18 protein-coding genes and 1 pseudogene are annotated in these 21,126 nt (G+C 57.9%); 7 read left to right on the top strand and 12 right to left on the bottom strand.

Going from position 1 to position 21,126, the window contains the following annotated elements; genetic code table 11:
• Positions 1-4: 4 nt before the first annotated feature.
• A pseudogene (ovoA, locus tag QPL95_RS10235) lies at positions 5-1,375 on the bottom strand (5-histidylcysteine sulfoxide synthase); the annotation flags it as partial.
• Positions 1,376-1,582: 207 nt separating this feature from the next.
• Here ovoA and QPL95_RS10230 point away from each other — a divergent pair.
• Positions 1,583-1,966: a DUF2750 domain-containing protein gene (locus QPL95_RS10230; protein ID WP_303290874.1), complete on the top strand. Its 384-nt coding sequence runs from the start codon at positions 1,583-1,585 to the stop codon at positions 1,964-1,966.
• A 29-nt stretch (positions 1,967-1,995) separates the two neighbouring features.
• Here QPL95_RS10230 and QPL95_RS10225 read toward each other — a convergent pair whose 3' ends face one another.
• The 7 genes from QPL95_RS10225 to QPL95_RS10195 all read right to left on the bottom strand — a co-directional run bounded on the left by QPL95_RS10225 (position 1,996) and on the right by QPL95_RS10195 (position 9,296).
• The gene (locus QPL95_RS10225) at positions 1,996-2,742 is read right to left on the bottom strand and encodes an amino acid ABC transporter ATP-binding protein (protein ID WP_303290873.1); all 747 of its coding nucleotides are present in this window, start codon (positions 2,740-2,742) and stop codon (positions 1,996-1,998) included.
• Positions 2,743-2,755: 13 nt separating this feature from the next.
• Positions 2,756-3,427: an amino acid ABC transporter permease gene (locus QPL95_RS10220; protein WP_303290872.1), complete on the bottom strand. Its 672-nt coding sequence runs from the start codon at positions 3,425-3,427 to the stop codon at positions 2,756-2,758.
• Between the two features lie 71 nt (positions 3,428-3,498).
• Positions 3,499-4,254: a transporter substrate-binding domain-containing protein gene (locus tag QPL95_RS10215; protein ID WP_303290871.1), complete on the bottom strand. Its 756-nt coding sequence runs from the start codon at positions 4,252-4,254 to the stop codon at positions 3,499-3,501.
• Between the two features lie 218 nt (positions 4,255-4,472).
• Positions 4,473-5,342: a methylenetetrahydrofolate reductase [NAD(P)H] gene (gene metF, locus QPL95_RS10210; RefSeq protein WP_303290870.1), complete on the bottom strand. Its 870-nt coding sequence runs from the start codon at positions 5,340-5,342 to the stop codon at positions 4,473-4,475.
• 12 nt (positions 5,343-5,354) lie between these two features.
• The gene (gene ahcY / locus QPL95_RS10205) at positions 5,355-6,737 is read right to left on the bottom strand and encodes an adenosylhomocysteinase (protein ID WP_303290869.1); all 1,383 of its coding nucleotides are present in this window, start codon (positions 6,735-6,737) and stop codon (positions 5,355-5,357) included.
• A 224-nt stretch (positions 6,738-6,961) separates the two neighbouring features.
• Positions 6,962-8,152: a methionine adenosyltransferase gene (metK, locus tag QPL95_RS10200; protein WP_303290868.1), complete on the bottom strand. Its 1,191-nt coding sequence runs from the start codon at positions 8,150-8,152 to the stop codon at positions 6,962-6,964.
• A gap of 142 nt (positions 8,153-8,294) precedes the next feature.
• The gene (locus QPL95_RS10195; RefSeq protein ID WP_303291233.1) at positions 8,295-9,296 is read right to left on the bottom strand and encodes a metalloregulator ArsR/SmtB family transcription factor; all 1,002 of its coding nucleotides are present in this window, start codon (positions 9,294-9,296) and stop codon (positions 8,295-8,297) included.
• Positions 9,297-9,532: 236 nt separating this feature from the next.
• On the opposite strand from QPL95_RS10195, the gene tkt reads away from it, so the two are divergent.
• From tkt to QPL95_RS10165, 6 genes are all read left to right on the top strand, one after another.
• Positions 9,533-11,533: a transketolase gene (tkt, locus tag QPL95_RS10190; protein WP_303290867.1), complete on the top strand. Its 2,001-nt coding sequence runs from the start codon at positions 9,533-9,535 to the stop codon at positions 11,531-11,533.
• Entirely contained in the window at positions 11,533-12,561 is a 1,029-nt protein-coding gene (locus QPL95_RS10185) for a type I glyceraldehyde-3-phosphate dehydrogenase (RefSeq protein ID WP_303290866.1), read from the top strand. The genes tkt and QPL95_RS10185 overlap by 1 nt, the downstream gene beginning before the upstream one ends.
• A gap of 126 nt (positions 12,562-12,687) precedes the next feature.
• Positions 12,688-13,848, top strand: coding sequence for a phosphoglycerate kinase (locus tag QPL95_RS10180; RefSeq protein WP_303290865.1), 1,161 nt, complete (start codon positions 12,688-12,690; stop codon positions 13,846-13,848).
• Between the two features lie 223 nt (positions 13,849-14,071).
• Positions 14,072-15,136: a class II fructose-bisphosphate aldolase gene (fba, locus tag QPL95_RS10175; RefSeq protein WP_058341641.1), complete on the top strand. Its 1,065-nt coding sequence runs from the start codon at positions 14,072-14,074 to the stop codon at positions 15,134-15,136.
• A gap of 150 nt (positions 15,137-15,286) precedes the next feature.
• On the top strand, positions 15,287-15,919 hold the full coding sequence (locus tag QPL95_RS10170) for a DUF6088 family protein (protein WP_303290864.1): 633 nt from the start codon (positions 15,287-15,289) through the stop codon (positions 15,917-15,919).
• A 2-nt stretch (positions 15,920-15,921) separates the two neighbouring features.
• The gene (locus QPL95_RS10165; protein ID WP_303290863.1) at positions 15,922-16,899 is read left to right on the top strand and encodes a nucleotidyl transferase AbiEii/AbiGii toxin family protein; all 978 of its coding nucleotides are present in this window, start codon (positions 15,922-15,924) and stop codon (positions 16,897-16,899) included.
• A gap of 32 nt (positions 16,900-16,931) precedes the next feature.
• On the opposite strand, the gene QPL95_RS10160 is transcribed toward QPL95_RS10165, so the two are convergent.
• From QPL95_RS10160 to QPL95_RS10145, 4 genes are read right to left on the bottom strand one after another with little or no spacing between them, the layout of a single operon-like run.
• Positions 16,932-17,543 carry a DUF2894 domain-containing protein gene (locus QPL95_RS10160; protein ID WP_303290862.1) on the bottom strand — a complete coding sequence of 204 codons (612 nt, stop codon included), beginning with the start codon at positions 17,541-17,543 and terminating at the stop codon, positions 16,932-16,934.
• A 2-nt stretch (positions 17,544-17,545) separates the two neighbouring features.
• Positions 17,546-18,199 carry an OmpA family protein gene (locus QPL95_RS10155; RefSeq protein WP_303290861.1) on the bottom strand — a complete coding sequence of 218 codons (654 nt, stop codon included), beginning with the start codon at positions 18,197-18,199 and terminating at the stop codon, positions 17,546-17,548.
• Entirely contained in the window at positions 18,199-20,271 is a 2,073-nt protein-coding gene (locus QPL95_RS10150) for a DUF802 domain-containing protein (protein WP_303290860.1), read from the bottom strand. The genes QPL95_RS10155 and QPL95_RS10150 overlap by 1 nt, the downstream gene beginning before the upstream one ends.
• Positions 20,268-20,957, bottom strand: coding sequence for a DUF3348 family protein (locus QPL95_RS10145; RefSeq protein WP_303290859.1), 690 nt, complete (start codon positions 20,955-20,957; stop codon positions 20,268-20,270). The genes QPL95_RS10150 and QPL95_RS10145 overlap by 4 nt, the downstream gene beginning before the upstream one ends.
• Positions 20,958-21,126: the final 169 nt, after the last annotated feature.

Raw genomic sequence — 21,126 nt, 5'->3', positions numbered from 1 at the left:
GGAAGCCCGCATGCTGGAAAAAGTGACGGCGGAACGCATAACGGGCGGCAAGCCTTGCTTCGTTACCGCAGGAAATCCAGGAGCCACCTTTGATCAGGTTGTGCTGACCATCAAAGGTGGGCGTCGTGAAATCGTCGTACAGAGGATGAACCTTGAACCCGTCGAATGGGTAAGTCGGCGTCTCAACCCACTGCCATACGTTACCCACCACATCAAACCATTCACCGTGCCGGAAACGGGTCACCGGGCAGGAGGAGGCTCCGTGATCCAGGTGCAGGTTGCCATTAGCCGGTTGCTGGCCAAGCTCCTCCACACCTGCGACGGCGCAAAGCCGGTACTACTCATCTTCTGTTGGCAAGCGGATGGGTTGTCCGGTTTGCTCACGCTTCCACTCGCAGAACGCTTTGGCCTCGTGATAGTTGACCTCGACGGGCCAATCCCATGGCATGTCCACTTCTTCAGTCATCAGGCGCAGGTGCCAGCTATTGTGCCAACGCCAGAATGTCGGGTGCTTGGCTTCGGCAAATTGGCGCCAAGAGCGGCCTTCTTCGGTCCAGTAGGCGTCCTGTTCATACCCACCATTCTCAACGAACTCCAGGAACTCCTGGTTGCTGACCAGGAATTGGCTCGCCTTGAACGCCTCGACGCTCGCTTTGTGTTCGCCGTATTCGTTGTCCCAGCCGTAGTAGGCGTCGTCGTAAGGTTTACCGATACGTATGTCACCGCCGGGTACCGTGATGAGTTCATTCGCGGGCGCTTCTCCGGTCTCGCGATTCGGCGCCCACAGCGGTTGAGGCCGGACTCTGGCGAGATCGTGCTGGCGGATCAGCACCGATGACGTCTCCAGATGGATGCGCTCATGCTCGATCCCCATCACAATCGGCCACCAGGGGCTTTCCCAGTTGATCGGCAACGCCATCGGCAGGGTGTCAATGAGTTCAAGCACCCTGTCGCGCACTTTGTTGCGATAGTTCATCACTTCAGCGACGGTGGGCCAATCATAATGGTCGTCATTAAGATCATCCCAGCTCATTTCGTCCACACCGACAGCAAACGTGGATTCCATGCGTGGATCAATACGCTCGGGTAACAGTTTTGCCAGAACCAGCTTGTTAACGAAAAAGGTTGCGGTGTGGCCGAGGTAGAAAATGAGCGGGTGTCTCAGGGGAATGGATTTCTGATAAAAGCCCGCGTCATCGGCCAGACAGTCGAAAAGGCGTGTGTAGGTATCGAAGGTATTGGTGAAGTAGAGGGCGATTTCTTTACGCTTGTCATGTGGCGTGCCCGTATCAAGCCTGGGTGTACGGCGCAGTGCGAGCGGAGCTCCCAGAGATCCAAGACTGCTAGGTGAGTTCTCCTGGATGGGTAATGTCATGGTCGAACATGTCCTTTTCGAAGTGAGTCTTCCGGAGTCATACGATGAGCTGTTGCATCTTAGTTCAACGATTTTAGTCACCATAGGTCAAAAGCCACGACTTTTGAAACGTCACGGATTTCTCAGGCCAGCGAATCTGGTCATGGCGCACCAGCATTGGCTGAGGTAGGCTTCGCGATTGATGCCCATCAGACAGTGAGACATTCCATGAACAATGAAGAGCTTGCCGCCATCCTTGGCCTCGACGGCGAAGAACGTTATGACTATTTCCTCAGTCTGGTGGCCGAGGAGCGGGAGATCTGGATTTTGGTGAATGCGGACAATCGCTTTCTGAAAATCTCATCGGATGATGAGGGGGTCGAGTATCTGCCGGTGTGGCCTGCCAAGGCGTTTGCGGAGGGCTACGCCGAAGGCAGTGCTGATTTGTCTCCGCTGGGTGTCTCGCTGCCGGACTTTTTCAGAAAATGGGTGCCGGGGCTGGCGAAAGATGGCCTGGAGGTCGGAGTGTTGCCAGGCCTCGATAAAACCGTATGGATTACCGAGGCCAGTGAATTAAAGCGCGACCTTCAGGATGCCATGTCGGATTTTTAACCCTGATGTCATCCTGGCGGCCCGTTAGGTCAGTGCGCCAGCACCCGGGAAAGGAACGCCTGGGTGCGTTCGTTCTGAGGGTTGTCGAACACGTCGTCGGGCCGGCCTTCTTCAACAATCTGGCCTTCGTGGATATAGATCACCCGGTCCGCCACCTCCCGGGCAAAGCCCATTTCGTGGGTGACGACCATCATGGTCATGCCTTCTTTGGCCAGCTCCCGCATAACGTCCAGTACTTCACCGATCATTTCCGGGTCCAGCGCTGAGGTGGGCTCGTCGAACAGCATCAGTCTGGGTTCCATGGCCAGCGCTCGGGCAATCGCGACACGCTGTTGCTGGCCACCTGACAACTGGCTGGGATACTTGTCGGCCTGATCGCCGATACCCACCCGTTCCAGCAGCCGCTCAGCAGTGGCGTTGGCCACAACCTGCGACGTGTTCTTTACCTTCATGGGCGCCAGCATGATGTTCCTTTTCACCGTCAGGTGAGGGAACAGGTTGAACTGCTGAAACACCATGCCCACTTCCTTGCGGATTTCCGCCAGGGTGCTTTGATTGCCACCTTTTGGGGCCAGCGCGTGGCTGTCGACATTCAAACTGCCGGATTCGTATTCCTCGAGACCGTTCACGCAGCGGATCAGCGTGGATTTGCCGGAGCCACTGGCGCCGATAATCACCACCACTTCACCCTGCTCGACGGTCAGGTCAATATCTTTGAGGACATGCAGCTTGCCAAAGTGCTTGTTCATGCCCTTCATCTTTACAATCTGAGTCATGGTTCGAGTTCCTTCAGATCGACGCTACGCCGCGGCGCTCAAGCAATCGCAGGAGCAGGGAGAGGGTCAGGGTGATTGCCAGGTACATCAGGGCCACCACAAAATACACCTCAAAGGCGGTGAAGGTATTGGCAATATAGACCTGGCCCTGGCGGACCAGCTCACCCACGCCGATGACCGAGAACAGGGAGGTGTCCTTGATGCTCACAATCGCCTGATTACCCAGGGGGGGAATCATGCGGCGGAAGGCCTGGGGCCAGATGATGGACCAGAAGGTCTGGGTGCGTGACAGGCCAAGCGACAAGCCGGCTTCGCTCTGGCCTTTGTCGATGGATTGCACACCGCCGCGAACGACTTCTGAAATATAGGCGCCAGAGTTGAGAGCAATGGCGGCAATGCCCGCGGTGAGCGGATCAATCGGGCCGCCAATCAGGTCGGGCAGGCCGTAGAAGATAAACAGCACTTGCACCAGAATCGGGGTGCCGCGAAAGATCTCGATGTAAGCCGTGGCAGGCCAGCGCAGGAACCATTGCTTGTTGATGCTGAGCAGGCCGAACAGGATGCCCAGTGCAAAACCGATGGCCAGGCCACCGAAAGAAATCATCAGAGTGTAAGGGATGCCCTTGGCGAGATAGGGAATGGCGTTAATCGCCGCCTGCCAGTCAAACTGAAACTGGAATTCCACAGTGGGAGTCTCCGTTGGGTTGGGAGGAACCGGTCAGGGCGTTGTGCGCCCTGACCGGAACGAGTGGCGGTTTATTGGTCTTCAGGCATGGGGCCAAACCATTTTTCGTAAATGGTTTTGTAGGTGCCGTCTTCCTTGATTTCAGCCAGAGCTTCGTTGACTGGGCCAACCCACTCGCTGCCTTTCTTCAGGGCAATACCGTATTGCTGACCTTCGTACAACGGTCCGGCCGTTTTGACCTTGCCTTTGCCGCGGGTGCTGGCGAAGTAACCGACGTTGGGAGCGTCATAGAATACGGCATCAATGGCTCGGGACATCAGTGCCATGTACATGTCCGAGCTGCCCGGATAGGGCGTTACGCCACCGTCTTCGTCAAGATTTTTCATCAGGTAGTCGTAACTGGTACTACCGATTTTGGTGCCGACTTTCTTGCCTTCCAGATCTGACATTTCGTTGATGTCGTCACCTTCTCTCACCAGAATGCGCAGACCGGAGTCGTAATACGGATCGGAGAAATCAACGATCTGCCCACGTTCTTCGGTGATGGTGATACCGGCAATAGCGATGTCAACGTTGCCGGTTTGCAGAGCCGGGATAATGCCGTTGAAATCCATGGTGTTCAGGTCGTAATCAAAGCCTGCGCGCTCGGCGACTTCGGCGATGATCTCCATATCGAAACCGACCATTTCACCGGTTTCCTGATCCATCATTTCGAACGGGACGAAGCTGGGGTCTGTCACTACCCGGAGGGTTTCTGCGCTTACAGACGTTGCAGCGACAGACAGTGCCAGGCCAGCGCCCAAAGTTTTCAGCCATGTGGTGCTCATGCGTTCTCCTAACTTTTGTTATGGCTCCTTCTGTCCGGTAAGACAGGCCGCAATGACACAGAGTTTTGACTGTGCATCGTGGGGAGCGTTGATGGGATTGCATCAGGTACACCATAGACCAAAAAATCAGGAATTTCAGGTAATCAGGTGATTTTGGTGTGGGGAAGCGAGGGGGGAACCCCCTCTCCCTGGGTGGGAGAAGGGGGGCAGGGCAGGGATCAGAAGGCGATCTTTTCCCGGTCCGTGATGCCCAGATTTTTCCAGATGGAAAGGCTGGGTTCGGTCTGGTTCAGGGTGTAGAAGTGCAGTCCCGGAGCACCGGCTTTCAGCAGCTTTTCACACATTTCGGTGACCACTTCCTCACCAAATTTGCGGATGCTGTCGCTGTCATCCCCGTAGGCTTCGAGCTGCTTGCGAATCCAGCGCGGGATTTCTGCACCACACATATCGGAGAAACGCACCAGGCTGGAGAAATTGACGATGGGCATGATGCCCGGCACCACCGGCAGGGTGATGCCCATCTTCTCCAGACGGTCGATGAAATAGAAGTAGCTGTCCGCATTGAAGAAGTACTGGGTGATGGCGCTGTTGGCGCCGGCCTGTACCTTGCGGGCAAAGTTCTTCAGATCATCTTCCGCACTGCGGGCCTGAGGATGGAACTCCGGATAGGCGGCGACTTCCAGGTTGAAGTGATCACCGCTGTGGTTCCGGATGAATTCCACCAGCTCGTTGGCGTAGCGCAGCTCACCAGACGCCCCCATGCCCGAGGGCAGATCGCCGCGTAGCGCGACAATCCGGTTGATACCATTCTCTTTATACAGATCCAGCAGTTCGCCGATCTCTGCGCGGGTGCCACCCACGCAGGACAGGTGTGGTGCTGTGGAAATGCCCTGCTTGTGCAGGCTGAGCACGGTTTCAATGGTACGGTCCCGGGTGGAGCCGCCGGCGCCGAAGGTGACCGAGAAAAAATCCGGGTTCACCTCGGCCAGTTGGTCGCGCACAACCTGAAGTTTCTCCTTGCCCTGATCGGTCTTGGGCGGGAAAAACTCGAAGCTGAAGCGGCGTTTGAATTGCTTCTGGGATTCCATGATCGTTTCCGCTTAGTACCTGTAGGTTTCCGGCTTGTACGGTCCTTCAACCGGCACGCCGATGTACTTGGCCTGATCCGGAGTCATCTTGGTGATCACGCCGCCGAAGCCTTCGACCATCGCGCGAGCCACTTCTTCGTCCAGTTGCTTGGGCAGTACCTGAACGTAAACGCCCTTGGCTTTGGAATCTTCCGGCAGGTCGGCAAACTTCCGCTCGAACAGGTGCATCTGTGCCAGCACCTGGTTGGCGAATGAACCGTCCATGATCCGCGACGGGTGACCGGTGGCGTTGCCCAGGTTCACCAAACGGCCTTCAGACAGCAGGATCAGGTGGTCGTTGGTGGCCTTGTCGCGGTAGATCAGGTGCACCTGCGGTTTGACCTCATCCCATTCCCAGTTCTTGCGCATGTAGGCGGTATCGATTTCGTTGTCGAAGTGGCCGATGTTGCACACCACAGCGCCGCTCTTGAGGGCCTTGAGCATGTTGGCGTCGCACACGTTGACGTTACCGGTGGTGGTCACCAGCAGGTCCGTGGTGCCCAGCAGATCGGCATTGATGCCCTGCTCGGTACCGGTGTTGATGCCATCGATGTACGGAGATACCACTTCAAATCCGTCCATGCAGGCCTGCATGGCGCAGATCGGGTCTGCTTCCGTCACCTTCACGATCATGCCTTCCTGGCGCAGGGACAGGGCAGAACCCTTGCCCACGTCGCCGTAACCGATCACCAGCGCTTTCTTGCCGGACAGCAGGTGGTCAGTGGCGCGCTTGATGGCGTCGTTCAGGCTGTGGCGGCAGCCGTACTTGTTGTCGTTCTTGGACTTGGTCACGGAGTCGTTCACGTTGATGGCCGGGATCTTCAGGGTGCCGTCACGCAGCATTTCCTGCAGGCGGTGCACGCCGGTGGTGGTTTCTTCGGTCACGCCGTGGCATTTGCTGATGATGGCCGGGTACTCTTTGTGCAGTACTTCGGTCAGGTCGCCACCGTCGTCCAGGATCATGTTGGGTTCCCAGCCCTCTACGTCTGCGCCCACGGTTTTGTGCAGGCACCATTCGTATTCTTCGTCGGTCTCACCTTTCCACGCAAACACGGGAATGCCCTGGGCGGCAATGGCAGCTGCTGCCTGGTCCTGGGTGGAGAAGATGTTGCACGATGACCAGCGTACGTTAGCGCCCAGCTCGACCAGTGTTTCAATCAGCACGGCAGTCTGGATGGTCATGTGGATGCAGCCCATGATGTTGGCGCCTTTCAGCGGCTGCTCGGCTTTGTACTTCTCGCGCAGTTTCATCAGCGCAGGCATTTCGCCTTCCGCGATTTTGATTTCCTTGCGGCCCCAGTCGGCGAGTTCGATGTCGCGGACTTTGTAATCGTCGAAGTTGTTCGGAGTGCTCATGTGGTGCTCCTGTCATGTTTGAAATGGTTAGCCACGGAATCCAAGGAAAAACACGGAAGGAAAAGATTTTTTTGCCACTAAATCCACCAAAGGACACGAAAGTAAAAACAACTGCTTTTTTAGTGATCAGTCTTTTTTCGTGTTCTTTAGTGGATTTCGTGGCAAATCATTTCTTCTTTATCTTTTTCCGTGTCCTTCCGTGGATTCCGTGGCCAAAAAGTCTTTTAGATGCCCGCAGCGTCTTTCAGGGCTGCCGCCCGGTCGGTCTTTTCCCACGGGAACGCGGTGAAGGTTTTGCCGCCCACCGTCATCTCGAACGGATCGCGGCCGAAGTGGCCGTAGGCTGCAGTCTGACGGTACATCGGGTGCAGCAGGTCCAGCATGTTGGTGATCGCGTACGGGCGCAGGTCGAAGTGCGCGCGCACCAGCTCGACGATCTTGTCGTCGCTGATCTTGCCGGTGCCGAAGGTGTTCAAAGAAATGGAGGTCGGCTGAGCTACGCCGATGGCGTAGGACACCTGAATCTCACACTTCTCCGCCAGGCCTGCGGCGACGATGTTCTTGGCGACGTAACGGCCAGCGTAGGCAGCGGAACGGTCAACCTTCGAGGGGTCTTTGCCGGAGAATGCGCCGCCACCGTGACGGGCCATGCCGCCGTAGGTGTCTACGATAATTTTACGGCCGGTCAGGCCACAGTCGCCCACCGGGCCGCCGATTACGAACTTGCCGGTCGGGTTGATGTGGAACTCGGTGTCTTTGTGCAGCAGTTCGGCCGGCAGGGTGTGCTTGACGATCAGCTCCATCACCGCTTCTTTCAGGTCTTCCTGGGTCACGTCCGGGTCGTGCTGTGTAGACAGAACCACTGCGTCGATGCCCACGACCTTGCCGTTTTCGTAGCGGCAGGTTACCTGGCTCTTGGCGTCCGGGCGCAGCCACGGCAGCAGGCCGCTCTTGCGGGCTTCGGCCTGGCGCTGCACCAGACGGTGCGAGAAGGTGATCGGCGCCGGCATCAGCACGTCGGTTTCGTTGCTGGCATAGCCGAACATCAGGCCCTGGTCGCCGGCGCCCTGGTCTTCCGGCTTCTGGCGGTCAACGCCCTGGGCGATGTCCACCGACTGCTTGCCGATGATGTTGATTACGCCACAGGTGTCGCCGTCGTAGCCCACTTCGGAGGAGGTGTAGCCGATGTCTTTGATCACGCCACGCACCAGGTCTTCCAGGTCTACCCAGGCACTGGTGGTGATTTCACCGCCAACGATGGCCACACCGGTTTTCACCATGGTTTCGCAAGCTACGCGAGCGTGCGGGTCGTCGGTCAGGATGGCGTCCAGTACCGCGTCGGAGATCTGATCGGCCAGTTTGTCCGGATGGCCTTCAGAGACCGATTCGGAGGTGAAAATGTTGTAGTCAGACATAGTGGTGCTCCTCTGTGAGCGTTTTCATGTTCGTACCGGTGTCGTCATGAATGATTCGCCGGATGCCTAGTGGTTGTCAGGGGTAAGTATTACTACTTACTCTATATCAAAATTTTTAGATATTCCTTTGCCTGAGGGCGTTTCAGGCAGATGTTGCTGTTTTCCAGAACTCCCGAACCTGCACCTGGAAGCCGTTGCGCAGCCCAATAAACAGTTGTTCGCCTGCCGCCAGGCCTGCATCGGCCGCCCAGGCTGTCAGTTCTTCCGGTTCAAAACCCAGCCACAGGTCGCCGCAGTTTTCCTTGGCCCAGTCCTGATCGTGGCTGCACAGGTCGCTGACGATAAAGCAGCCGCCGTTGTTCATCAGGGCTGCTGCGTCCAGAAAAATGTCGGCCGGGCTGGGCACATGGTGCAGCACCATGTTTGCGACGATCAGGTCGAAGGCGTCGCCGCGTGCCAGAACCGTATCCGTGACCCCTTCAATCAGGTCCACGTTGTTCAGGCGCTCGTCAATACAGGTGCGAGTAGCCTTGGCGAGCATGTCCTTGCTGTTGTCCAGGCCAACCACATGCTCGAACAACTCGGACAGCACCGGCAGAAAGCCGCCTTCACCCGGGCCGATTTCCAGCACGCTGCGCCATTCCTGTCGGCTGGCCCGCTTGCGGATCAATCCGGCCGTCGGATCGGCATACAGGTCAAACGCGGCAATCAGCTCCTGCTGTTCCCGGAACTGTTCCGAGTGGCGAGAGAAAAACGCCTGTGATTGTTCAGCCCTTTGCTCCCGGATGGCCTCGATCTTTTCCTCGAGCTGCGGGGGCAGGGGCACCCGGTCGACGGTCTCAAAAATCTGCCGGATGGCCTGGTCAGTCAGCTTGTCGCTGTCCAGATGGAGCGGACGGCGGTAGAAGATGGCATTGCCTTCCCGCTGGGGTTCCAGCAGTCCGGCTTTGTGCATCACCTTCAGGTGATGGCTCATGCCGGACTGGCGCATGTCGAACAGCTGGCTCAACTCAAGCACGCCAAAGGTATCCCGGCGCAGCACCCGCAGGATTTCCAGGCGCAGCGGATCGCCGCTTGCCTTGAAGATCGGGGCCAGGGTGTCCACGGAGGACAATTCGTTCGCATGTGCATTGAGTGAGGTCATGGTTGGCAAGTGTAGGGGCGTTCGGTTGATCGATCAATAGCCATATCAAAATTTTTTGATATAGATTTATCGCTTCTGTGAAATCAGTCGCTTTGGTGATTTTGTGCCGCCGCCATCGGAAAACCACTACATATGGATTTGCCCCGGCACACCGTAATCGGTGAAAATACGCGCCTTCTTTTTGAGCAGTTTTTGCAGCTTGAAGTCTTTTCCTGAAAAACACTGGAGAATTGTCAATGCCGTCTCGTAAAGATCTCGCCAACGCCATTCGCGCGCTGAGCATGGATGCGGTTCAGAAAGCCAAATCCGGCCACCCGGGCGCGCCCATGGGTATGGCGGATATCGCCGAGGTGCTGTGGAATGATTACCTCAGCCACAACCCGGCCAACCCGCACTGGGCCAACCGTGACCGCTTCGTGCTGTCTAACGGCCATGGCTCCATGCTGCAGTATTCCCTGCTGCATCTGAGCGGGTACGACGTATCCATTGACGACATCAAGAACTTCCGTCAGCTGCATTCCAAGACTCCGGGCCACCCGGAATACGGTTACACCCCGGGCATTGAAACCACCACTGGCCCGCTGGGTCAGGGCATTGCCAATGCCGTGGGCTTTGCGCTTGCTGAAAAAGCGTTGGCCGCCCAGTTCAACCGCCCGGGTCACGATATTGTTGACCACTACACCTATGCGTTCCTGGGCGACGGTTGCCTGATGGAAGGTATCTCCCACGAAGTCGCTTCGCTGGCCGGCACTCTGGGCCTGGGTAAGCTGGTGTTCTTCTACGACGACAACGGCATTTCCATCGACGGCGAAGTGGAAGGCTGGTTCACCGACAACACCCCGCAGCGTTTCGAATCCTACGGCTGGCAAGTTATCCCCGCCGTTGACGGCCACGATGCCGACGCCATCCGTGCAGCGGTAGAGCAGGCCCGGGCTAACACTGAGCAGCCCACCCTGATCTGCTGCAAGACCATCATTGGCTTCGGTTCCCCGAACAAACAGGGCAAGGAAGATTGCCACGGTGCCCCGCTGGGTGACGATGAAATCGCACTGACCCGCAAGGCGCTGGGCTGGGAGCACGGTCCGTTCGAAGTACCGTCTGAAATATACGCAGCCTGGGACGGCAAAGAGAAAGGTGCTGCTGCTCAAAGCGCCTGGGAAGAAAAATTCGCAGCGTACGAAAAAGCCGAGCCGCAGCTGGCCGCTGAATTCAAGCGTCGTATGGCCGGTGATCTGCCCGCCGATTTCTCCGAAAAAGCTCAGGCCTACATTCAGGAATGCCAGGACAAGGGCGACACCATTGCCTCCCGCAAGGCGTCCCAGAATGCTCTGAATGCATACGGCCCGATGCTGCCTGAACTGTTGGGCGGCTCCGCCGACCTGGCCGGCTCCAACCTGACCATCTGGTCTGGCTGTAAAGGTGTGACCAAAGACGACGCCTCTGGTAACTACATCTACTACGGTGTACGCGAGTTCGGCATGGCCGCCATCATGAATGGCCTGGCGCTGCACGGCGGCTTTGTACCTTACGGCGCCACCTTCCTGATTTTCATGGAATACTGCCGCAATGCTGTGCGCATGGCGGCTCTCATGAAGCAGCGCTCCATTTTTGTATTCACCCACGACTCCATCGGTCTGGGCGAAGACGGCCCCACCCACCAGCCCATCGAGCAGATGGCGAGCCTGCGCACCACGCCGAATATGAGCATGTGGCGCCCGGCCGACGCGGTGGAATCTGCCGTGGCCTGGAAGGCAGCTCTGGAGCGTAACGATGGCCCCACGGCCATGGTGTTCTCCCGTCAGAACCTGCCACACCAGCAGCGTGACGCCGAGCAGCTGGCCAATGTCGCTAAAGGTGGTTACGTACTGTCAGACAGCAAAGGCACTCCGGATCTGATCCTGATCGCTACCGGCTCTGAAGTAGGCCTGGCGCAAGACGTTGCCGCCAAGTTGCGTGAGCAAGGCAACGGTGTTCGCGTTGTGTCTATGCCGTCGACCGATGTATTCGACGCCCAGAGCGCCGATTACAAGCAACAGGTACTGCCGCTGGAAGTCACTAATCGTATCGCCATCGAAGCCGGCATCGCCGATTACTGGTACAAGTACGTTGGCCTGGACGGCCGGGTTGTCGGCATGACCACCTTTGGTGAGTCTGCGCCGGCTGGCGAGCTGTTCAAGGAATTCGGCTTCACCGTCGATAACATTCTTGAAGTGGCTGCGGAACTGCTGGACGCCTGATGAGCAACTCAACGCCGTTTCGAATCGCCATCAACGGGTACGGCCGTATCGGCCAGTGCGTGTTGCGGGCACTGTATGAAAACGGCTATCGCGATTACCTGCAGGTGGTCGCGATCAACGAGTTGTCAGACATCGACACCATCGCTCACCTGACCAAATACGACTCCACCCACGGGCGGTTTCACGGTGAGGTGGCGGTGGATGGCGACAACCTGGTGGTAAACGGCGACCGCATCCGCGTGCTGCGACACCCGGACCCGGAAGAACTGCCCTGGCGTTTGCTGGACGTGGATCTGGTGCTGGAATGTTCCGGCGCCTATTCCGACCGGGCAACGGCGGAAAAACACATCGCTTCGGGCGCCCAACGGCTGTTGTTTTCCCAGCCGGGTGAGTCTGATGTGGACCGCACCGTGGTGTTCGGCATCAACGACGACACCCTGAGTGCAGACGATGTAATTGTTGCGGCGGGCTCTTGCACCACCAACTGCCTGGTGCCAGTGGTCAAGGTTCTGGACGAGGCCTTCGGCGTAGAGCAGGGCAGCACCACCACCATCCACGCTGCCATGAACGATCAGCCGGTTATCGATGCGTATCATCACCAGGATCTGCGCCGCACCCGCAGCGCACTCCATAACATCGTACCGGTAGACACCGGCCTGGCGCGCGGCATTGAACGCTTGCTGCCCCACATGGAAGGCCGCTTCAGCTCGGTGGCCATGCGCGTGCCGACCCTGAACGTGTCTGCCATTGATATGGTGGTGAATGTGCGCAAGGTCACCGATGTGGCTGAAGTAAACCGGCTATTAAAGGACTCGGCCAGAGGGCCGCTGAAAGGTATCCTCGGCTACACTGATGAACTACTGGCCAGCTCGGATTTTAACCATGATTCCCATTCCGGCGTGGTAGACGGCGGCCAGACCCGAGTCACCGGCGGCACCATGGTGAAAGTCCTGTGCTGGTTCGATAACGAATGGGGCTTTGCTAACCGGATGCTGGATGTGAGCCAGGCGTGGCTCGCCAAAACCTGACGAATACAAAGGGGCCTGACCTTTCACCCAGCCCCGACGGATACAAAGGGGTCTGACCCCTGGGGGTCAGACCCCACCCAAGGCTTAACGTTTGCAAGCATGAACCCATAACTACGGAACCTGATTATGGCCATCAAAAAAATGACTGACCTGAACCTCGCCGGCAAGCGGGTTCTGATTCGTGAAGACCTGAACGTACCGGTCAAAGACGGCAAAGTATCCAGCGACGCCCGCATCCGCGCCTCGCTGCCGACCATCAAGGCCGCCAAAGACGCCGGCGCCAAAGTCATGCTGATGTCCCACCTGGGCCGTCCGGAAGAAGGCGTGTACGACGAAGCCTCCTCTATGAAACCGGTCGCCGAGCACCTGTCCACCCTGCTGGGCCAGGAAGTCCGCCTGATCAAGGATTACCTGAACGGCGTTGAAGTGGCCGACGGCGAAGTCGTGCTGTTCGAAAACGTTCGCTTCAACAAAGGCGAAAAGAAAGACAACGAAGACCTGGCCAAGCAATACGCAGCCCTGTGCGACGTCTATGTGATGGACGCCTTCGGCACCGCCCACCGCGCCCAGGCCTCCACCCACGGCGTCGCCAAGTTCGCCCCCGAAGCTTGCGCCGGCCCCCTGCTGGCGGCCGAACTGGACGCCCTAGGCAAAGCCTTGGACAACCCGGCCAAGCCGGTGGTTGCCATCGTGGGTGGCTCCAAAGTCTCCACCAAACTGGACGTGCTCAACGCCCTGGAAAAAGTGTGTGACCAGATCATCGTTGGCGGTGGCATCGCAAACACCTTCCTGGCCGCAGCCGGCCACCCGGTAGGCAAGTCCCTGTGCGAACACGACCTGGTCGACACCGCCAAAGACATCGCCAGCCGCGTTGAAATCCCGCTGCCGGTAGACGTAGTGGTTGCCAGCGAATTCGCCGAAACCGCCACCGCCACCGTGAAAAACATCTCCGACGTCAGCGCCGACGACATGATCCTCGACGTAGGCCCGGAAACCGCCGGCCAGTTCGCGAGCCTGCTCAAGAACGCCAAAACCATCCTCTGGAACGGCCCGGTTGGCGTATTCGAATTCGACCAGTTCGGCAACGGCACCAAGGCATTGGCCGAAGCCATCGCCGAAAGCGACGCCTTCTCCCTCGCCGGCGGCGGCGACACCGTTGCCGCCGTTGACAAATACGGCATAGCTGACAAGATCTCCTACATCTCCACCGGCGGCGGCGCCTTCCTCGAATTCGTGGAAGGCAAAACCCTGCCGGCAGTAGCCGTACTGGAAGAGCGCGGAGCGTAATCAATAAAGCGATTCTGAGAGAAGCCCGCACAGGGCCAGAATCGCAAGGAGGGTGGGGTAAGTCATTCGCGGAATTTCGGAGGCCATGGATGGCCGGAGAGAAGCGCACAAGGATGTGCTCGTAGCGGTTCCGCGAATGACTTACCCCACCCTCCGCAGCAGACTCCCAAGTCTGAAAACGAACAGAATTTAAACCTCAAAAAGTCAACGAAGGAGACAACCCATGGCCCTGATTTCGCTGCGGCAACTTCTGGACCACGCCGCCGAGCATGGTTACGGTGTGCCAGCCTTTAACGTAAACAACCTCGAACAAATGCGCGCCATCATGGAAGCCGCCGACAAAACCGATTCCCCGGTCATTGTCCAGGCCTCCGCCGGTGCCCGCAAATACGCCGGTGCGCCGTTCCTGCGCCACCTGATCCTGGCCGCCATCGAAGAATGGCCGCACATCCCCGTGGTTATGCACCAGGACCACGGCACCAGTCCGGCCGTGTGCCAGCGCTCCATCCAGCTTGGCTTCAGCTCCGTGATGATGGATGGCTCCTTGGGTGAAGACGGCAAAACCCCGACCAGCTACGAATACAACGTAGACGTTACCCGTCGCACCGTTGAAATGGCCCACGCCTGTGGCGTGTCCGTAGAAGGCGAGCTGGGCTGTCTGGGCTCCCTCGAAACCGGCCAGGCCGGTGAAGAAGACGGTATTGGCGCCGAAGGCACTCTGGACCACGACCAGATGCTGACCGACCCGGAAGAAGCGGCCGACTTCGTCAAGAAAACCCACGTAGACGCACTGGCCATCGCCATCGGCACCAGCCACGGCGCCTACAAGTTCACCCGTCCGCCGACAGGTGACATCCTGGCCATCGAGCAAATCAAAGCCATCCACAAACGCATTCCAGACACCCACCTGGTGATGCACGGCTCGAGCTCCGTACCCCAGGAATGGCTGAAGGTGATCAACGAATTCGGTGGCGAGATCCCGGAAACCTACGGTGTTCCGGTGGAAGAAATCGTGGAAGGCATCAAGCACGGCGTGCGCAAGGTCAACATCGACACCGATCTGCGCCTGGCCTCAACCGGTGCGGTTCGTCGCTTCATGGCCCAGAATCCGGCCGAATTCGACCCGCGTAAATTCCTGAAGGCCACCATGGTTGCCATGACCGACATTTGCGTGGCGCGCTACGAAGCCTTCGGTTGCGCCGGCCAGGCCAGCAAGATCAAGCCGGTTAACCTCGAGCAGATGTTCGAGCGTTATGCGGCTGGCGAGCTGGATCCTAAGGTTAAGTAAGCTGCCTGACTGAGCAAAGCCCCCGCACCCCGGGGGCTTTTTTATTGTTTGTCCCCAGTGAGATCCTTTTTCACACAAGCGCCAGAAAGACCTGCTATATTGTCAGGAAAGTAATATCATTTTCCGGACAAATGTAGCGCCATTAAATTAATGAAAAGCCTTGAAAATAAGATAGTTAGCAGGATCTATGGATTTGGTAGGGGTTGGTCTTTTTCAAGAAAAGATTTCAGCCTGCTGGGAGGTTCCGATTCTATTGATAAAGCACTTTCTCGTCTTGTTGTGAAAGGTACGATCCGCCGGCTCACTCGCGGGTTGTATGATTACCCTCGTTACAGCAAATGGCTCAAGGCCGATCTGGGGCCTGATATGGATCAGGTGGCCCATGCGTTGGCCCGGAAGTTTGGCTGGACGATTCAGGTAACAGGTAATGCGGCGCTGAATATCATCGGCATTTCAACACAAGTGCCTGCGCGGTTCGTTTATCTAAGCGATGGCCCGAGCCGCTCATACCTGATTCAGGGCAACGAACTAACGTTCCGGAAATCCCGGTTTACCCATCTGAATCTGAAACATCCCCAAAGTGCTTTACTTGTTCAGTCAATTGCCGCCTTGGGCCAATTAAGTCTAACCCAGGATCACGTCTTAATCATGGCTCGATACCTGAGCCCGCAAGCCCCAGTTCCTGAAAAGCAACGCATGGCTATCGCCCGAGATACTCAGTATGTGACCAGCTGGATTCAGGAGGTCATCACCGAAGTTCTGGAGATAGCTAGCAAGGAGTAATTATGAGAAATATTGCCAGGGAAACGGCACAGCAGCGTCAGGAGTTATTTGCCGCAACCTCTAACAGCATGGGCATAACGCCAGCTGCAGCGGAAAAGGATTTTTGGATTGTCTGGTGCCTGGATGTGTTATTCAGCATGAAGGACTGGGCCCCAAGGCTGAGGTTCAAGGGTGGAACCAGTCTCTCCAAAGCCTACGGTCTTATTGAAAGGTTTTCTGAAGATATTGATCTGATTCTGGACTGGACCGGGCTTAGCGAGGAAGCGCCAGACGGCGAGAGGAGTAAAACTCAGCAACAAAGGCTGAATGTCGAGATTAATCATTCTGCGCAGCGCTTGATTCAGGAGCGTCTTCTTCCGGATTTGCAGAATGTGGTGTCCCCTTTGTGTCAGGCACACCTTGATCGGGATGATCCCCACACCATCAACATCGAATACCCGGCAGTGTTTGCTCCGGGTTACTTGCGCCCCGTTGTCCGCCTTGAGATTGGCCCGCTGGCCGCAATGTTACCGATGGAGTCTCGGCCTGTGGAAAGCTATGCCGCAAGGTCCTTTCCAGATGCCTTTGAAGAGCGTGTCATTGAGGTGCCAACGATACGGGCAGAGCGAACCTTCTGGGAGAAGCTGACTATCCTTCACGCGGAAGCCCACAGGCCAATCGATAAAGTATTGCCAAGTCGCTATGCAAGGCATTACTACGATGTGCATCGGCTGGCGGGTAGTCGCTATGTGGAATCCGCGCTCAATGATACAAAGCTTTTAACGGACGTTGTGGCTTTCAAACAGAAATTTTACCCGGCCGCCTGGGCAAAGTACTCAACAGCGGCGCCTGGCTCCTTTCGCCTCATGCCATCTGATCTTCATTTTGCGGCGTTGGAGCAAGACTACGATGATATGTCTGAGATGATTTTTGGGGATGTTCCTGAGTTTCGAAAGGTTTTGAACACGCTTGAAACCCTGGAAGCACGAATTAATGGTTGAGCCATCGATGTTTGAGTAGCGGCAAATCTGCATCAGTTTTTTCGGTTTAATCGCTCCAACGCCAACAACGTATCGGTATAACGAGCAAACCGCTCCAGATAGTCCGGGGAAAGCTTCTGCATTTCAGCAATAGCCCGGCTCACCAGGCGGTGCGCGTTCATCGGCCCTGCATCTTTCGGTGTGCTCTCAATGGCCTGGCGAATGCGTGCCTGAAGGGCGTGGGTGCCTTGATCGGCTCTCGCCCTCATCATCGCCTTCAGGGGTTGTGGGTTATTGGAGCTTGATGCCGGAAGTGCCTGTGATAGATCTTTCGTCTGCTGCCCGAAGACTCGTTGTTCCAGGACAGATCGTGGGGCTTCAACCGATGGTTCTGTGGTTTGATTCAGCCTACTCAGCAGCGCAGAAAGAGGCGAACTCGCAGCGGCACTGGGTGCGGGTTCAGGCTGCCCGGCACCATCGAACTTTGCCTGATAGTCGGATACTGCCTGTTCCAGTTTCCGCCAGTGCGTTGTTCCCCCCTGCAGCCCTTTTGAGTGCAATCGCTGTTCGAAAGACTCCAGATAGCGGAACCAAACCGGATCAACCTGATCGGCGCCGGTCTGTCTCAAACTTTCTAGAAAGGAGGGGCAGGGGGCTTCGCTCATGGTCAATCGCCTTCCCCGGTTTCAGCGTCCGCGGCCGACGAAGGCGCCCGTGGCACCGTACTGATTTCCACCCGCCGGTTCTGGGCCCGGGAATCGGCATCCACATTGGGTACCGCTGGGTGGTGCGGGCCGAAGGCGGCGGCGAATACCCGGTCGTTGGGCAGGCCCAGTTCCGTTAACGAGCGGGTAACGGTAAGTGCCCGCTGGGCCGACAGGCCCCAGTTATCCTGGTAACGGTTGCCCGGGTGCATGGGCAGGTCGTCGGTGAATCCGCTCACCATCAGCAGCTCATCGTGCTGGGCCAGATAGGTTTGCAGAGGTGAAATCAATGATTCCAGAACCTCCTCGCCTTCGGCCTGAAGTTGGTCCGAGTTCAGCTCGAACAATACGTTACCGCTGATGCCGATACGTCCATCCCGGAAGGTCACCAGACCTTTGGTGAGCGGGTCTTCAAGGGCTTGCTCCAGGGCTATTCGGCGCTGTTCTTCCGCTTCGCGCTTTTCGATCTCCTCGGCCAGGGACTGGCTCAGCTCCAGCTGAATGCCGATCACCCACACCAGAATCAACGCCAGAATACCTACCAACGCAGCCATCAGGTCCGAGAATATGGCCCAGACCGGTGCGGATTGCTGTTCGCCGCCTTCCAGCTGTTCCATCAGCCGGCCTCGCTGGGTTCAGCCTGGCGCAGGGCCGCGGCGGCATCGATGACGTCTTTCTGGGCACTGACGCTGAGATCAATCACCTCTCGGGCCTGGGCGACGTAGTAGGCCAATTGCTCATCGTGCCGGTTACCGGCCGTATCCAGTGCTTTCTGGATATCCGCCAGGCTGGCGATAACTTGCTGGTTGGATTGGCTGAACAGCTCAATGGCCTGCGCGAAGGCGTCGCTCAGGGCGCCGACTTCCTGGCTGCTGCCGGTAATGTCGTCGCCCAGTTTGCCCAACTGCTGGCTCTGTTCCTGGATCAGGGTGTTGAAGCGCTCGCTGATGCCGGTCAGGGTCTCGCCCGCCCCGGATATAAGGGAATCCACTGCGTCCCGCTGGCTGTCGGCGGTGCTGCGCTGGTTCTCCAGCAGGGTGTCCAGTTCCTGCACCAGTCGCTGGCGTTCTTCCAGCAGTTCATTTTCCCGCTCGCTGTTGCGGGCAATTTCCGACTGCAGCTGGCGGATCACCTCGGCGGCGGCCTTCGGGGTTTCCGAGGCTGTTTCAATCAGGCGGGTCATGGGGGCTTCCAGCGCAGTGCCCAGCTCAGTCAGATGGCGTGCTGCTGTCGCCTCCAGCTGTTGCATTCGCTCGTTTGTGGCCTGGGCGCGCTCGCTTTCCTGGTCCCGGAGCTTATCGAGTTGCGCGCTAATGGTGCTGACCAGCTCTGCGAGCCCGGCCTGTTGCTGTTCGATTAAGCTGGTACTGCTTGTCTGGAAGCGGCTTTGGTATTGAGCCAGCGCCTCATTCAAGGCCGTCTGCATCTCCTCACTATGAGCTTGCTGTCGGGCCAGGCCGGCCTGCCAGTGTTGTGCCACCTCGGCTCCGGCGTTATTCAGCCGCTCACAGCTCTGCACCAGCTGTTGCTGATGTTCGTTGAGCCAGCTTTGGTGCTGGTCGTTGACGGTGCCAAGCCAGGTATGGAGCTGATCCTGCAACTGGCTTTGGCTTTGCTCGCTTTGCTTTGAGAGGGCCGTCAGCGCCTCCTGGTTCTGGGTCTGCTGTGCGCTCAGATTCTGCTGCCAGCGCTCCCCGGCCTCAGCAGTGGTTTTCTGGAAAGCGGAGGTCAGTTCCGCTAACTGCTGGCGGGCGTCCTTGGCCCAGCTTTGCTGCAGGCTATGAGCATCGTTCTGAAGCTGCTCCATGGCATGGATAACAATGGGTTCAACCCGTTCAGAAGCCTGCTTTGCACTGTCATCCAGTGCCGATTTCAGGGACTGGGCTACGGAATCGGCCAGGGTCTGGTAGTGGCTGCCGACGGTGCTGTGGAATTCCTGCTGATTCCGGGTGAGGGATTTTTCCAGTTGCTCGCCGAGCTGCTCCATGCGCGCTGTCATGCGCTCCATAGCCGAGGTCATCTGCGGCAAGGCTTGTGCCTGGCTTTCCAGTGCCAGGAAGGCCTGCTGGCGTTGGTGATCGGCCGACAGGTGATGCAGCTTTTCCCGAAGGGCGGTATCCAGCGCGCGGGAGGCCTGTAATCGATCCCTCCTGCTCAGAGTGGAAGCCAGCCCCAGCATGGCCGAGGCCGCCACGCCGGCAATGGAGGTGCCAAACGCCAGGCTCAGCCCGGCAATAGGTGCGGCCAGGGCGCTGCGAATGGCGCTCAGTTCGGTGCTGTTGTCCAGTGCCGAGGCGGCGCCGCCCAGAGTCACGATCATGCCGGCAAAGGTACCCAGCAGGCCGAGCATGACCAGCAGTCCGGTCAGGTAGGGTGTCAGTTGCGGACCAGGCAGGCCTGCGGCATGGCCTTCAATGCGCCTTTGCGCTGGAAACTGCAAGGGCTGGGGCAGGGAGCTCAACCAGCCAGAGACCTGTTCGTGGCTTTCGGGTAACTCGCCCACTTTTTCGACCAGCTGCCGGGTTTGCCGGCGGAAATTCACCAGTTCGCCAAAGCCGAGGCAGTAAACAGCGCCGATCAGGCCGGTAAACGCCAGCGCCAGCAGGTCGGAACCCACAAATCCGGCACCAATCCAGGCCGCCACGGCCAGGCCGATGGCAAACGCCAGGGTAAAGAACAGTCTACTCATGGGGTGTTGTTAACCTCGTTGTGGCAGGCCTCGAGCAAGCCCAGTACCGGTTCCAGCCGAACATCCAGTTCAGCGAGTAATAATGCCTGCGCGTCCTCGCAGTAACGGTGGAACCAGTTATCGGGTGCCTGGCCTGGTGTTTGATGATGTTCGGAGGATGTCTGTAACTGTTGAAACCGCTGCTCCAGCACCTGTGAAAGGCTGGAAAAACCCTGGCTGGTGAAGCTTGCCATGGTGTGGTCGAACACGGCGTCCAACTCTGCCAGTCGGGCCAGGTTCTGGCCCTGGTCTTTCATGGATTTGCGGACTTTATCTCGCAGCTGGCGGCTGTTGGCGGCCACTTTGCGTTGCAGCGCCAGCCAGGCATTCAACACGGGCTCCAGCTCCGGCTCGTCGTCAAGTTCCAGTTCGTCTGCCCAGCCCTGAATACGGCGCACCAGTGCCCGGCGGGTGGTGGCCAGCTCGTCCGTCAGTTTGTCGATCACGGCGCTTTGTACAGAGCCTGGTTGCCGGGCGCGATAGGCGGTGGCGGCGTCCAGAGTCATGGTGTCGCCCAGGCCAAACAGCCGGCTCAGGCGCTCGGCGAAACAGGGCAGGGCGTCAGAAGTTGCAGGCGCGCCCAGCCGGGCCAGTTGAGCCAGCAGTTTTGAGGATTGGGTAGCATGTGCCTGCGACTGGTTTGGCATCCGTTCGGTGTCTCACTCCGTGGTCAGGTCGGGCTAACGTCAAACGGCGCTATTCTACTGGCTTACGGGAGTGAATCATAATGACCGTACCGTGAGGCATCGCACGGCATTTTGATCGGCCTGATAGGAGGATAATGCACCGAACAGGTAACAGCTATTACGCGGTAGC

This window comes from Marinobacter sp. SS5-14b (genome assembly GCF_030541005.1).
GTDB lineage: Bacteria > Pseudomonadota > Gammaproteobacteria > Pseudomonadales > Oleiphilaceae > Marinobacter.
This window is presented reverse-complemented; position numbering and strand designations above follow the sequence as displayed.

Coding starts and splice junctions, on each gene's coding strand:
- QPL95_RS10160 (WP_303290862.1), bottom strand. CDS start 17,543: ATGAGCGAAGCCCCCTGCCCCTCCTTTCTAGAAAGTTTGAGACAGACC.
- metK (WP_303290868.1), bottom strand. CDS start 8,152: ATGTCTGACTACAACATTTTCACCTCCGAATCGGTCTCTGAAGGCCAT.
- QPL95_RS10225 (WP_303290873.1), bottom strand. CDS start 2,742: ATGACTCAGATTGTAAAGATGAAGGGCATGAACAAGCACTTTGGCAAG.
- QPL95_RS10170 (WP_303290864.1), top strand. CDS start 15,287: ATGAAAAGCCTTGAAAATAAGATAGTTAGCAGGATCTATGGATTTGGT.
- QPL95_RS10155 (WP_303290861.1), bottom strand. CDS start 18,199: ATGGAACAGCTGGAAGGCGGCGAACAGCAATCCGCACCGGTCTGGGCC.
- QPL95_RS10150 (WP_303290860.1), bottom strand. CDS start 20,271: ATGAGTAGACTGTTCTTTACCCTGGCGTTTGCCATCGGCCTGGCCGTG.
- tkt (WP_303290867.1), top strand. CDS start 9,533: ATGCCGTCTCGTAAAGATCTCGCCAACGCCATTCGCGCGCTGAGCATG.
- QPL95_RS10180 (WP_303290865.1), top strand. CDS start 12,688: ATGGCCATCAAAAAAATGACTGACCTGAACCTCGCCGGCAAGCGGGTT.
- fba (WP_058341641.1), top strand. CDS start 14,072: ATGGCCCTGATTTCGCTGCGGCAACTTCTGGACCACGCCGCCGAGCAT.
- QPL95_RS10215 (WP_303290871.1), bottom strand. CDS start 4,254: ATGAGCACCACATGGCTGAAAACTTTGGGCGCTGGCCTGGCACTGTCT.
- QPL95_RS10195 (WP_303291233.1), bottom strand. CDS start 9,296: ATGACCTCACTCAATGCACATGCGAACGAATTGTCCTCCGTGGACACC.
- ahcY (WP_303290869.1), bottom strand. CDS start 6,737: ATGAGCACTCCGAACAACTTCGACGATTACAAAGTCCGCGACATCGAA.
- QPL95_RS10230 (WP_303290874.1), top strand. CDS start 1,583: ATGAACAATGAAGAGCTTGCCGCCATCCTTGGCCTCGACGGCGAAGAA.
- QPL95_RS10145 (WP_303290859.1), bottom strand. CDS start 20,957: ATGCCAAACCAGTCGCAGGCACATGCTACCCAATCCTCAAAACTGCTG.
- QPL95_RS10185 (WP_303290866.1), top strand. CDS start 11,533: ATGAGCAACTCAACGCCGTTTCGAATCGCCATCAACGGGTACGGCCGT.
- QPL95_RS10165 (WP_303290863.1), top strand. CDS start 15,922: ATGAGAAATATTGCCAGGGAAACGGCACAGCAGCGTCAGGAGTTATTT.
- metF (WP_303290870.1), bottom strand. CDS start 5,342: ATGGAATCCCAGAAGCAATTCAAACGCCGCTTCAGCTTCGAGTTTTTC.